The 12,150-nt window shown below is 69.0% G+C and carries 13 protein-coding genes; 5 read left to right on the plus strand and 8 right to left on the minus strand.

Features of this window, described 5'->3' with window-relative positions:
• The first annotated feature begins 1,144 nt into the window (after positions 1–1,144).
• The 3 genes from AC5677_RS00070 (at position 1,145) to AC5677_RS00080 (ending at position 3,226) form a co-directional block, all read left to right on the plus strand.
• Entirely contained in the window at positions 1,145–1,507 is a 363-nt protein-coding gene (locus AC5677_RS00070; RefSeq protein WP_497192908.1) for a hypothetical protein, read from the plus strand.
• A 391-nt stretch (positions 1,508–1,898) separates the two neighbouring features.
• Positions 1,899–2,537, plus strand: coding sequence for a hypothetical protein (locus tag AC5677_RS00075; protein WP_497192909.1), 639 nt, complete (start codon positions 1,899–1,901; stop codon positions 2,535–2,537).
• Positions 2,462–3,226 carry an RES family NAD+ phosphorylase gene (locus AC5677_RS00080; protein ID WP_497192910.1) on the plus strand — a complete coding sequence of 255 codons (765 nt, stop codon included), beginning with the start codon at positions 2,462–2,464 and terminating at the stop codon, positions 3,224–3,226. The genes AC5677_RS00075 and AC5677_RS00080 overlap by 76 nt, the downstream gene beginning before the upstream one ends.
• A 357-nt stretch (positions 3,227–3,583) precedes the next feature.
• Here AC5677_RS00080 and AC5677_RS00085 read toward each other — a convergent pair whose 3' ends face one another.
• Complete coding sequence (locus AC5677_RS00085; protein ID WP_497192911.1) at positions 3,584–4,051, minus strand: ATP-binding cassette domain-containing protein; 468 nt, start codon at positions 4,049–4,051, stop codon at positions 3,584–3,586.
• An 86-nt stretch (positions 4,052–4,137) separates the two neighbouring features.
• On the opposite strand from AC5677_RS00085, the gene AC5677_RS00090 reads away from it, so the two are divergent.
• Entirely contained in the window at positions 4,138–4,278 is a 141-nt protein-coding gene (locus tag AC5677_RS00090) for a hypothetical protein (protein ID WP_497192912.1), read from the plus strand.
• An 82-nt stretch (positions 4,279–4,360) separates the two neighbouring features.
• Complete coding sequence (locus tag AC5677_RS00095; protein ID WP_497192913.1) at positions 4,361–4,606, plus strand: hypothetical protein; 246 nt, start codon at positions 4,361–4,363, stop codon at positions 4,604–4,606.
• Positions 4,607–4,703: 97 nt separating this feature from the next.
• Here AC5677_RS00095 and AC5677_RS00100 read toward each other — a convergent pair whose 3' ends face one another.
• The 7 genes from AC5677_RS00100 to AC5677_RS00130 all read right to left on the minus strand — a co-directional run bounded on the left by AC5677_RS00100 (position 4,704) and on the right by AC5677_RS00130 (position 12,117).
• On the minus strand, positions 4,704–5,288 hold the full coding sequence (locus AC5677_RS00100) for a hypothetical protein (RefSeq protein WP_497192914.1): 585 nt from the start codon (positions 5,286–5,288) through the stop codon (positions 4,704–4,706).
• 138 nt (positions 5,289–5,426) lie between these two features.
• Positions 5,427–6,596: a hypothetical protein gene (locus tag AC5677_RS00105; RefSeq protein WP_497192915.1), complete on the minus strand. Its 1,170-nt coding sequence runs from the start codon at positions 6,594–6,596 to the stop codon at positions 5,427–5,429.
• The gene (locus tag AC5677_RS00110) at positions 6,593–7,459 is read right to left on the minus strand and encodes a hypothetical protein (protein WP_497192916.1); all 867 of its coding nucleotides are present in this window, start codon (positions 7,457–7,459) and stop codon (positions 6,593–6,595) included. Before AC5677_RS00110 ends, AC5677_RS00105 begins: the two co-directional genes overlap by 4 nt.
• Positions 7,456–8,922 carry a hypothetical protein gene (locus AC5677_RS00115; RefSeq protein WP_497192917.1) on the minus strand — a complete coding sequence of 489 codons (1,467 nt, stop codon included), beginning with the start codon at positions 8,920–8,922 and terminating at the stop codon, positions 7,456–7,458. Before AC5677_RS00115 ends, AC5677_RS00110 begins: the two co-directional genes overlap by 4 nt.
• A gap of 8 nt (positions 8,923–8,930) precedes the next feature.
• Positions 8,931–9,689, minus strand: coding sequence for an AAA family ATPase (locus AC5677_RS00120; RefSeq protein WP_497192918.1), 759 nt, complete (start codon positions 9,687–9,689; stop codon positions 8,931–8,933).
• 53 nt (positions 9,690–9,742) lie between these two features.
• On the minus strand, positions 9,743–10,537 hold the full coding sequence (locus AC5677_RS00125; protein ID WP_497192919.1) for an AAA family ATPase: 795 nt from the start codon (positions 10,535–10,537) through the stop codon (positions 9,743–9,745).
• Positions 10,534–12,117, minus strand: a complete 1,584-nt coding sequence (locus tag AC5677_RS00130; RefSeq protein WP_497192920.1) for a Mu transposase C-terminal domain-containing protein — start codon at positions 12,115–12,117, stop codon at positions 10,534–10,536. The genes AC5677_RS00125 and AC5677_RS00130 overlap by 4 nt, the downstream gene beginning before the upstream one ends.
• Positions 12,118–12,150: the final 33 nt, after the last annotated feature.

The raw sequence follows: 12,150 nt of genomic DNA on the forward strand, positions 1-12,150 counted from the left end.
GCGCCAGTGCCACCAGGGCACGCCGCGACGGCGGCAGCGGGCACGAGGCTGACCGTTCACCCGGCAGGGTGAACGGTCAGCCTCGTGCCTCACTCCTCCAGCGCATCTGCGGCAGGATCGAAGGGTCAAAACGTCTCCCAAGCTGGGGAGTTGAGGATTCGCCACCTCTGTCAACAGCCATTGCTCCACCCTTAGCGTGCCATCAGCCGTCAGATCGGTGGCCGTGCCGGAAAGGCCTACTGGTCAATGGCATGTGCCGACCAGACTGTCTTCGTGTCCAAAGGAGCACCTGCCCTGACCGCCGCACCCGCCCCGCTGCCGAGATTGCTGGCCCGTGCCCGGCAAGGCATCTTCCCCTCCCGCAAGGCTCCTGCCAGTACCTCCGTCCAGGCACGGCAGGTGCGGGATCGCACCTACGCCGGCAGCACCCCTGCGATGGCAGCAGCCTATGGCGTCACCCCGGGAACCGTATCGCGCTGGATCAGCGGGACTCATCGTCCTGCTGCGCACGCTGACCGGCTGCTCCGTGAGGTCATCGAGGCCCAGACAACGCCTCACGGAAGGGAACGCCGTGCCCGGCAATTCGAAAGGGAAGGCCCCATCTCAAGAGTCGCCGTATGTGTAAGCCGGGCCCGTTCCTTCGCAATCCGGGGATCCGATGCCGTCCGCTGCCGGGACATCTATCTCCGACTGACGTGCGAACAGGCTGCTGCTCTGGCTCGCGCCAGCACGGACGACGCGGTCCGTCAAACCATCGGCGAAGCGCTGGCGGACTATTTCAACGGTGGCGCACGCTACCGAGGCTTCGGAAGCGATGACTTCTCCTTCGATGAAGTCGACTTCCACCTTGGCTAACAGAAACCAGCCGCATCCTGCGCGGGACACCGCAAACGCAGCGCTGCCTCACCTAGATCAGCTCTCTGCGGCCACGCGCTACCTGAGGTCCCCATGCTCAGCCTTCAAAGGACGTACGAACCATGGCACCGGGCCACCACCACGGTGGTCAAGCACACTCCCGAAGACACCCTGGCCACGACGGTAACGGTTCCTGCCTCGGTCATGGCCCTCCTCATGTCAACTGGACATGCAGCCACCCTCACCACGCAGCGCGCATCCACAAGCGGACCGGGGCACGGTTGCTCTCATGAACCGAACCAATGCCCAAGAAGCTGCCCCCACCTGCGAGCTGCACAACCACCTCTCGCACCTCGAACAGGAGACCTGCAGTCGGTTGATGCCTCGCACCCCTCAACAGCAGATGACGTTCCTGATCACGCGCTACCAGGGCAACACCGCCGCTCTCGCCGCATGCCTCGGTGTCAGCCGCCGCACCGTGACGCGGCATGCCAAGGGCAGCCTCCTGCCGCCTCGCCGGGCCTTGCGGGAGCCGTTGCGCATGATGGTGCTCGATGCGCTGTGTCCTATCCGAGTCCGGGAGGCCACCGTTCGAGAGGCACGGTCGAAGGCTCGGCGTCGTCGGCGGGGTGGTGTCCAAGAGGAGTGGTAGCGCCTGGGCAGTTCAGCCATGCGCGCCCTGCGTGATGGATGCACCTTCCGCAAAGCTAAACAGCCGGGACTGGACACTCGATCCAGCCCACAGCATCGAGTGCACATTCTCATCCGACATTGCGCATCGAGTCGTGGAACCTACAAGTTATGTAGGATCCCTGACCTGACGCGCACTGGATCCTGCAGAACTCCCGAATCCGGGCCTGACGAGCAATCCGGCTGTCGGTTGGGAGTGAGCAATCCAGGTCTGACGAGCCGCTGCACCGGTCACTTTGGGTAATAAGCATTTCGCACTGGGTGTGGTGGGCGGGGGCAATGCGATTCAGCTCTGCACAATCGGCGGCGCTGCCGGAGACTGGAAGTCGGGGGCGAGCGGGACGAGGCTACCGATGACCTCTGACAAGACCCCGAAGGCTGGGTCGGGTAAGAGCCGGAAGGCCGGCAAGATCGCGGAGATGCCTGCGAAGGGTAAGGCCCCGAAGCAGTACCGACTGCGCGGCAAGTCCGCTGATGCAGGTACGCATGAGCCCTCGCCGAAGAGGGTTGGCTCAAGCCAGGGTTTGCGGGCTTTCCTACGGTTGTCTCCTGCGGCGAAGGCCAAGGCGATGCCGGCGAAGGCGAGGCCGGGCTTTCGCGGGAGTGTGCGGCAGTTGCCGCTTCGAAAGGCGGTACATGAAGGGTGGGGCCCGTTCTACGACCTTGCTGGTGCTGCCGCCTTGCTCCGCATCTCACAGGCTGAAGCCCAGGAACGGGGTGAGAAGCATGAACTGCTGATGGTGAGCATGACCGACGGAGGTCGCCTCTTTCCGGTCTGGCAATTCACCGGCCGGCGCCTGCACAGCCGGGTAGCTAGGGCATTGGCCGTCCTTCAAGATGTACAGGCGAGTCCGTGGCTGGTCGTGCAGTGGGCAACCGCTCCCAACCCGCAGTTGGGCGGCGCCACGCCCGTCGAATGGCTGTACAGCAAGCAGCCGCTCGACCCGGTGCTCGAAGATGCCCACAGCTACGCGGCGAGGTGGTCGCGGTGAGCGAGGCCGCACACGAACTCCCAGTTCGGGAACAGGCTCTGCCCCCGCCTCCGCCGGACGCAGACCTGCGACGGTTTCCGGCGGACACCGTGGTAGCGGGCCACCCGCTATACCGTGTTCACATATCGAAGCGGAGGTGCTGGCACTTTGCCTCCCTCAACCAAAGCCGAAAGGCAGGATCTCGCTTCGATACGATCGGACCGGTGCGAGGCACGTGCTACACCGCGACTGACCCGCTGACCGCCCTGGCGGAGTACCTCGGCTACGCCATCCTCTGCGGTCCATACATTGCCCCAGGCGCACTGGATGGCCTGTCTGTCTCGAAGGTCACCACCAGGCGCTCATACCGGGTTGCCGACCTGACTAGCCGTGCCTGCCCGATCCTCGGAGCATTGGGGAGGGAGCTGTCCGTCCTCACTCCGTATGGCACCCCGCAGGCATGGGCGCGGGGGTGGGAGAAGGCAGACTTCCAGGGCGTCATGTACTACCCGCGGCACGACGCGGAACCCGCGGCACGGTCTATCGCCCTATTCGGTCCCATTGAGGGTCCCGGAGAGGAGGAATGGCCGGATCCTCCGAACACGCCGGCCAGAGAGTACTTTGACTCCTTCATGCGCGCCTACGGCCTCAAGGTCGAGGAGCCGCAGTCGGACGAGATAGTGGCCCCGCCGGTTGCCACGGGCCGATAGCCCCCTTGCCCCTGCTTTGCCAGCACCCGGCTGTCACCACTCCCCATGGTCTCCCGGAATTTGCCCAGGCAGTGCTCATGGCCACTGGGCGGGCTCGCGAAGCGCCGGATGTTACAGAGGTGTAGGGGCCGCAATCTCGTGCGCACTCGTTCCTGCGGAAACACCGGAATCCGGGCCTGCTGCGTACCGGTCGGGGCGACGTGCCCCCAGCGGGGCGCCCGTAGCAGTCGGGGCGCCCCGGGCAGCAACTACAGTCCGGAGTCAGTGCGCATTGAAAACCGGATTTGCGCATTCACTGCGCATCGAGCGTCGCCATTGCGCATCGAGTCGCGGAACCTACAAGTTAACCAGGGGTTATCACCGATCTTGGGCCAGCTTGTACAGCTCAGCGAACAGTCCGCTGGCATCCAGAAGTGACTCAAAAGTTCCCGACTCGGCAATGCGGCCGCCATCGAGGACGATGATGCGGTCCGCGATGCGGGCGTTCTCCAGGTTGTGGGTCACGAAGATGGCGGCCTTTCCGACGGAGAGCTGCTTGAAGCGACGGATCACCAGGTGCTCGGCCCGTGGATCCATCGCGGACGTGGGTTCGTCGAGCATGAGCATCGCGGCGTCGCGATAGAAAGCTCGGGCGACTGCGATCCTCTGCCACTGGCCGCCGGACAGGTCGGTGCCACCCCAATTGGAGCTGGCCACCAGGGTGTCGAGCCCGTACGGGGTCTTGTCGATGACGCTGTCCGCGCCCGCCGCACGGGCGGCCTCCAGTAGCGGGGCGTCGTCGCCGGCGCGGGGCTGGCCGAGGTGAATGTTGGCGCGCAGGTCCATGAGCCAGCGGGTGTAGTCCTGCGGCGCAGGCCAAGCAGGGCAGCATCGAGCAGGCATGCACCACCTGGGATCAGGCGATCGACACCATGGAGGGCGTACGCTCCGCCCGCACCCTCAAGGCCGTCCGCACCCTGCGCTCAGACCTCCGCCCCTACCGGGCCCGCGGCGTGCGGTGCGCCGCCGAACTCGACGAACGGGCTCGCGTCTTCCTCGCCCACCAGCGCTAACCGGCAGGCAGAGGCCGCGTCAGTCGACCGCTGCAGCCTTTGACGACCACCACGAACCCCGCCTCGACGAATGGAGCCGGCCGTGACCGATATCTGGAACGGTGAACCACTGGCAGACGCCAAGAGCGTGAACAAGGACATTCACTACCGGATCCACGACGCCGACAGCGGAGCGCTGCTGGGATTCGGTACGGGCCGCGGCGGTGCGCTGGGAGCGGTGGTGGCGCACTGCCGGCGTGTGGAAGACGCCCACCCGGGCCGCCACCTGGTCATCCGCGCCTACGACGGTCCGGCGGGGTCGTCCTTCGACCGCCCCGCCGGACCGTAACTCACCACCCGCCGGAAGTACGGGCACCGCGAACCCCGGGCCCCGGCAGGCCGCGGCCGGGCCGTCGCAGCCAGTGACACGAAGGTGGTGCAGCAGTTCAGGTAGTCATGAGGCGATGGTAGTCCTCGACCTGTTGGGCCAGGTCGTCTTCGGGGATGCTGGTCCAGGCGCTCATCTGGGCGTAGGACAGGCCGCTTCGGCGTCCGACCAGTGCGAGCTCGTACAGGGCCTGGTTGATCCGGGCCCTGGCGGTACTGAGGGAGGCCACGCCGAGCTCGACACCACTCGCGGCTGGCACAGTGCCCTCGATCTTCAGCTCGGCCAGGTGACGCACCGCGCAGGTGATCAGGTCGGTGACGAACTCCGGCATGTCGGAGGGGACGTTGCCCGCCCAGGTCCGCTCATATGGTTCCGGTGAGCTGCCGGCAGCGTGCGGAGAGCGGCGCTCGGTGATGTACTCCCACACCCATCGGTAGGAGACCGGAAGTCCGTTGGTGCGAAGGCACAGCTCCTCATACAGTTCGAAGGCCGAGCGGCGCTCGGCGGGTGCCTTGGCCTGGTCTTCGTCCAGCAGTGCATCCAGGAACTGGTGGGCCTCGCCCAGTTCCTCCTCGTCGGTCGGGAGGTCAAGGGGCAGGGGCAGCACGGTCGAGATCGCCCGCATGACCGTCTGGCGGTCCACGCCGGGTGGCCAGGGACCGGGGCAGCCTGTCGCCCGCTCGGTGATCGCGGCGGATAGCTTCGAACAGTTGGGGGCCTGGCTCGGCCATCGTCTACTCCCTGTGTATGCGGATGGGCGGATGGTTGGTGCAGCCGTGCCTCATGCTGCCCGGCTGGGTGCTGGTGTGCTGCCCGTGGTGCGGCGCGCGGCCGATGGCCTTCTGGAGCTGGGGGTGGTCGCGGCAGGGCGGCGCCTCTGGTCGGGCGGATGGTGCTCGTGCAGGCCGCAGGCATGGGCTGCATCGGTCACGGCCGCCTGGTCCCAAGGACTCAGCCGCAGCGGGCGGTCGCTGTGCGCCGACCGTTCCAGTTGCCCGAAGCGGCGAGCTGCCTCGATCAAGTCCCCTGCCCAGGGCGGTGTCCGCACCTCCCGGCCACGGTGTGTCCAGGCCGGGGTCGTCCTCGCAGCGGGTATCTGCTGCATCTGCGCGGCCGGGTGGCCGGTGAAGATGCGCACCGCCAGCGCTGCGGCGTGGACGGGGTGGGCGATGCGCGCATGAAGCCGGTGCGCGAGCAAGGCGGTGTGCTCATCGGGCTCGGGCGGGAAGCGGCCGGCGGCGGGCAGCGGGAGCACTACGCGGCCCAGGTGGCGGGCCGCTGCCTCGATTTCGCCGCGGCCGGGTGTGCGGCGCGCCGGCAGCAGGAAGCACGGCTCGCTCTCGCGGGTCGGGAACTGTCCGTCCGCCTCCCACCACGCGAACCGGCCGGTGGGTGGCGGTGGAGCGGGCACGGTGAGGGCGCGGCGGGCAGCGGCCAGGGTGTGCGCCTCTTCGTGCGGAAGCGCGGCAAGTGCGGTGGCGAGGGCGGGTGGGAGGGGGCCGTGGCACAGCAGGGTCAGGCGAATTTTGGTGAGCTCCCGCAGGGCGAAGAGGTACTCGAAGTGCCGTGAGCTGATGCGATGGGTCCGGGTGACGATGACGTGGCCGATGTGCAGCGCGAGGCTCCAGGCGGCGACGGCGCGCCAGGCGGTGTCGGTGTTTGCCGTCCAGTAGGCGTCCTCGCTCCCGGCCAGGGGGAGGTGTTTGCCAAGGCTGCGCAGGATGTCGTGGGCCAGGGCTGCAGGAGCGCTCGCCACAGGGGTTGGGTGGACGGTGATGCGGCCCAGCGCGGGGTTGTGGGCGGCCAGCGCGGCGGCCATGTAGGCGTGGTCGTCGTACCGGTCGTGCACCACAGTGAGCGGGGGCAGGTCCAAGCTGGTGTGGCCGGGTGCCCATCTGGGGCTCCACGCGCCGGTAACGGTCTCGGGCGCGGCGGCCGTGCGCGGCGTCATCGCGGTCCTGACGGTTGCGGTGTCGCAGCGGTGGGCCAGGGCGCGGGCCCGTCGGTGGGGGAATCTGCGCGGGTCTCGCCGGGGTGGTGGACATGCTGGGGTGGTCCCGGGCCGGGCGTGTCGGGGCAGGGGGCCGGTGCTTGGTGTCCGGCGGGTTCCGGGAGGTCCGTGAGGGGGTGGGGGGCCAGGCCGAGGGCGAACAACACGTCGGGGTGGACGGATGGCTGCTTAACGGAGGGTGCGAGTAGGCGACGGTTTGCCAGGCGGGGGATCTGCTGGGGTGACACGTCAGGGGGAAGGCCGCTGGCGGTGCGGTGCAGCAGGCGGGTAACGGCTGCGGCCTCGTCGGGGGCGAGGGAGGCGGCGGTGTGTCCGGCGCTGTGCAGGTTCTGCCGCTGCCTGGGGGTAAGCAGGCCGGGGGCGGTGGTCAGGTGGATGGTGGTGTCGGTGTGGACGAGCCGGTGGGGGCTGGTGGGCTGGTCAAGGTGTGCGGCCAGGGTGGTGGCGGCCCTCTTCAGACGGTGTGGGGGCCATTCCAGAGCGCAGGCCAGGTCGTCGGGGTGGATGCGGCCGGCTTCCAGTAGGGCGGCGTGCAGCACGGTGGCGTGGGTGGTCATGCCCGGGCCGGGACGGTGGGTGTCCTTCTCGGGGACGCGCAGCAGGGATTCCGGGGAGGTGTTCAGGGCGCGGGCCAGGGGGAACAGGGCCGCAGCGGGGAGGGTCTGCGGGGTGAGGCGGGTGTGCCAGTCGGCGGTGGGGATGCCGGTCAGCGCGGTCAGTTCCTCATCGGTGAGTCGACAGTCCATGGCGCGCTCGCGCAGGAACATCAGGTCGAAGGCGGGCGGCGGGGGCTGGTTGGTCACGGGCGTACTCCGGCAAGGCGCGGCAGGGCATGAGGGGCGGGCGGTTCGGGGGTGTGCAGGTGCCAGCCGCGGGCGGCGGTGTGCCAGTCGTCTGAAGGGTGGGGGTGGACTAAGGCGGGGATCGGGAGCCCAGCGTCGGCGATGAGGGTCTTGAAGCGGTCGGCGGTGCCGAAGCAGTTCGCGAACAGTCCGTGGGCCGCGGCGGTGCGCGGGGTGCGGCGGCGGAATTCGACGGCGGCGCGCAGCAAGGGGCGGGCGCGGGGCGGGACGGCGTACATGTGTCGGGGTCCGGGCGGTTCTCCGATGTTGATCCGTGAGTCGCGGTCGATGGCCACGGTGGTGCTGCGGTCGTCGACGCTTGCTATCTGGGTCATCGACAGCAGCGACTTTGCGGTGCCGGTGAACAGCAGGGCGGCCACCGCGGCGGCGCGCAGCGGGTTGGGCAAGCGGAGGGTGATGGTGTGCGCGATGCGCGGGGTGATGGGCACGGTGGTGATGCCGGGCCCTGCGCAGCTGGTGAGGTCGTCGGGCACATTGAGCAGCACCGAGCGGCTGAGGAAGCCGGCTTGGGCGCCGCGCACGCGGGCCACGGTGTGCTGGGGGCTGGGGCTGAGGACGGTCAAGCGGGCCAGGAAGAGTCGCAAAGCCTCGATCTCCCGGGGGTTGAAGACCGTGGGCTCGGCCGGGCGCCCGTCGGCGGGCTCGGTGACCTGAGCCGGGGGCGGCTGGGGCGCCAGCGTGCGGGCCAGCCAGGTGCGGGCGGCGGCGTAGCCGGCGCGGTACTGGCCGTCGGTGTGTGCGAAGTCGGTCTCGTTCTGGCGGCGCCAACAGTCCGCGCGGAAGGCTGCCACCGAGCTGCGGGGCACCGTGGGCAGCGGATGAGCATGATCATGTGGGGGCGGGCCGTAGCGGCGGCCGCTGGCGGCCGGGCCGATCGCGTCGAGGACGGCGGGCGTGCCCCGTAAGGTCATCACGTCGGCCAGCCCAGCGTCTTGCAGACGCATCCGCAGACGCTGCTCGTCGGCCTGTTCCGGGACGTGAGCGAGGAGGGTGAGGCGGATGCCCGTGGCGTCACGCCAGGAGACCAGGCGGCGCAGGCGTTCAACTGTCAGGCGGTGGGCGCGCAGCACGATGGCTTCGCGAAGGTCGCAGGCCAGTGTCCAGCAGGCCACCGCCCGCCAGGCGGGGTCGGTGGACATCCGCTCGGCTTCGGGGCGGGAGAACCCGTTGCGGACCATGGCGCGCAGCACATCCAGCGCGAGGTAGGCCGGGCTGGTGGTGTGCGGGGTGGGGTCGGTGGTGACCCGGCCGCGGGCGGGATCGGCCCACTGGTAGGCGGCCTTGTGCACCGCGTGGTCGTCGTCGCTGTCCAGCAGCAGCCTCACCGGCCACGCCGCCGGTGCCGTCGTCGGCGGCGTGGTGGCCTGCGGGGCGGAAACAGGAGGGAGCGTGGGGGCAGTCATGGGGGCGGTCATGGGCGCCGCCCGCCGTCGACGCGGTCGGCCACAGCCTGCAGCATGCCCCAATCGGGCTTCTTCGCTCCGGTGGCGGCCAGAGCCCGCTGGGTGTGAAGGGTCAGCACGACCCAACGGCGCAGACAGCCATCGGCGAGGCGAGCATCCAACGCCTGCAGGTTGCCGGGCTCGACGCTCTGCCACAGCGGATGCAACGCGGGAACTGCCTTCGGGACCTGGTCGCGGGTGAGCGGCCAGATGTAAGGCCAGCCAGCGGTACGGGTGGCGAGCATCCGCTGGGCGCGCAAGGATCGTTCGCCGCGCGTCGCGGCGATGAGCACCACGCACAGCCCTTGGGGGAGGTCGTCGTGCAGAAAGCGCAGGTACTCGAAGGACGACGCCGACAGTCGGTGGGCGTCCTCGACCACGACGATCCGCGGCCCCTGGGCCAGGGCGTGGCGGATCAGCGTGTCGGCGGCCCCGGGGTCGGCAGGCGCCTCGCCGCCAAGGCCAAGTGCACGGTGAAGGGCGGCGCGCAGGTCTGCCGGAGTGGGCTGAGCCCGGAAGTCCAGCGACAACAGGTCACCGAGGCGGCGGGCGGCAGTGTGGACGGCGAAGGTCTTGCCTACCCCGGCATCGCCCAGCACGCATACAAACCGCCCCTGGGCGTGTGCGTCGGCGAGCGCATCGCCCACGGCGAGCATGCCCGGGGTGAACAGGGTGCGCACACCTGGGGTGTCGAGGAAGTGCAGGCCGGGTGGGGCAGTGTTTTCCATGACGGCGAACGGCTCGGCTGGGCCCCAGAGGGCCGACGGCGGAGGCGGGGTGGTCAGCACCGCTTCAGGGCCCAGTCCACGATGCGGTCGTCGACCTTTTCGGCATTGAAGTGCTCCATGCCCTTCAGCACGTGCTTGGTGACCTTCACCCATTCCCGGAAGGAGCCGAGCGCGTACTGGGTGTCGACCCGCTTCAGCAGCGCCTCGTCCGCGCCCTTCCACACCGGATGGGAGTCGGGCACGGTCTTGAGGATCTCGTCCTCGGTCATCGCCAGGATCTCCAGGCGGATGTAGATCCGCGAGGCCAGCGCCGGATCGCTCTGCAGCGTCTCGTACGCCTCCCGGCCACCGACGAACACGATGGCGGGCTTCGGGTCGCAGGTGTCCCACAGCTTGCGCAGGAACTCGAAGTTCTCCCGCCGGTACTGCTGGGCCTCGTCGCACACGATCACATACGGGCGCCGGGGCAGCGTCTCGCGCAGCAGCTTGTCGAACGCAGTCGGCGTACCCGGCATCTTGCAGGAGAGGTTCATCTGGTGGAACAGCTCCTCGCGCAGGTCCTTCGGCCCCGGGCGGGAGCGGGCGAAGTCCAGCGGGAGGATCAGATCCGGGTTCATCTCCTGGATCGTGGCCCGTGTGCCGAAGCTCTTGCCGAGCCCGGCATCCCCATAGATCACCGACATCGCCCTGGACTCGACAGTGTCGACGACGGTGTCCTTGATCTGCAGCAGCGTGTCGGTGGCGACCAGCGAGGAGTCCTCAAGACCGAGGAAGAACTGCGGGCGCAGGTCGGGACGGCGTGGCGCCGCAGGATCGGGTTGGCGCTGCGGCGCGGTGGTGGTGGTCATGCGTCCTCCGAGGGCGGATTCGAGGGTGCTGCGGCCTGGCCGGGGCGTGCCCAGCCGACCGGGATGGGGGTCAGGGGCTGGTACGGCTCTTCGCGCCGGCGGGGAGCAGCAGGCGCTCGTTGGCTGGTGCCCGCGAGCTCGGCGAGTGCCTCGTCCCTGGTCATGCGGGTTGCTTGGACGGGCAATTGGGGTTCGGTAGCCGGCAGATAACGGTCGCGTCTGCGCTCACCGGAGCGCTGCAGTGCCCGGCGCAGATCAGCGCTGTGCTCCTGGCGGTCGGCAAGGACCTTGGCGCGCAGTTCCTCGGTAGCCTCGTCGCTGAGGAACGCCCGGCCCAGGTAGCGGTCGCCGCGGAAGGTGTACAGGTCGATCTCGTGGCTGTGGTGCGGCATCCACCGCACCCGCACCTCAACTCCGATTCGGCCGACGCCGTTCTCGGGCATGTAGCAGCGGCCCGCGAACTCCACCCCGTGACTGGTGATCTTCCGGGGCCTGTGGTCGCTCTCCAGCATGAACGCACGCAGCTCGGCCGGGGTGGGCTCGGAGCGGATCTCGGTGGGGTCGGCCAGCCACGCCTCAAGCGGCGTCACCCCGGTGCGCTTCACCATGTGCTTGGTGTTGTGCTCGTGCACCCACTCCCCCAGGCGCTCCACGAATGCCTCGAAGGTCAGCGGCGGGTCCTCGTCGCCGAGGCGTCGGCGGTGATCGAGCAGGGGTGCTTTGGTGTAGCGGGGCAGGTCGGCGAAGAAACGGGTCATACTGGTGCGGTTCAACCGCTCGATACCGCCTTTGTGACGGGCACTACGCACCCGGTGCACCGGCACCCCCAGCAGCCCGAACGCCCGCCGCACCGTCTTCGACAGGAAGTCGGCGCCGCCATCGACCCGCACCAGCTCCGGCAGTCCCCCGGCCGGCCCGTAAGGTTCCTGCCGCAACACCGACGCCCGCACGGCCGCCAGAACCGATCCCCGGTGCGCGGAGCCGGCGGTGACCGCCCAGCCCATCACATAGCCGGTGCCGCGGTCCTCGAACCAGGTCACCCACACCTTCAACGGCTTCTTGTCGGGCATCATCACGACAGTGGGAGCCTGCTTGTGATCGCCCTCCCACACCTGATTACGGGCCACCGGAGGCCGCTGGAAGGCGGGGTCGAAGCCGCGGGCGGCCGGAATGCCCTCCCGCAGCCCTGCCATGAAACCCGGATCGAGGTCACGGGCGATGGCATCGTGCAGCGTGGTCAGACCCACCGGCTTCCGGCCCGCCTCCTTGGCGGCGCGCACCAGGTGCTCGTGGACGCGTTTGACGTTGCCCTGGTGGTCGGCGAGAACATCGATGATCTCTTCGGTGATCCGAAACCGCCGGCGCTCAGGCTTCTCCGGCGAGCCGGTCTCCTCGGCCTGCGCCAGCCAGCGCCACGCCGTGCGTAAGCTCACGTCCACCGAATCGGCGACCAACCTCACGTGCGCGGTCGTCAGCTTCCCCGACTCCCGCAGCCTGAGCAGCTGGCGGACTGCTGCAGGCCGCAACTCGTCCCGATGCCGCCCCAAGCCCACCTGCCAGGCGTCGTCCAACGTCGTCACCGGTGCCAGCACCCCTGGAGCGGGCGGGCGGAT

This window comes from Streptomyces sp. JLSY215, assembly GCF_059682825.1.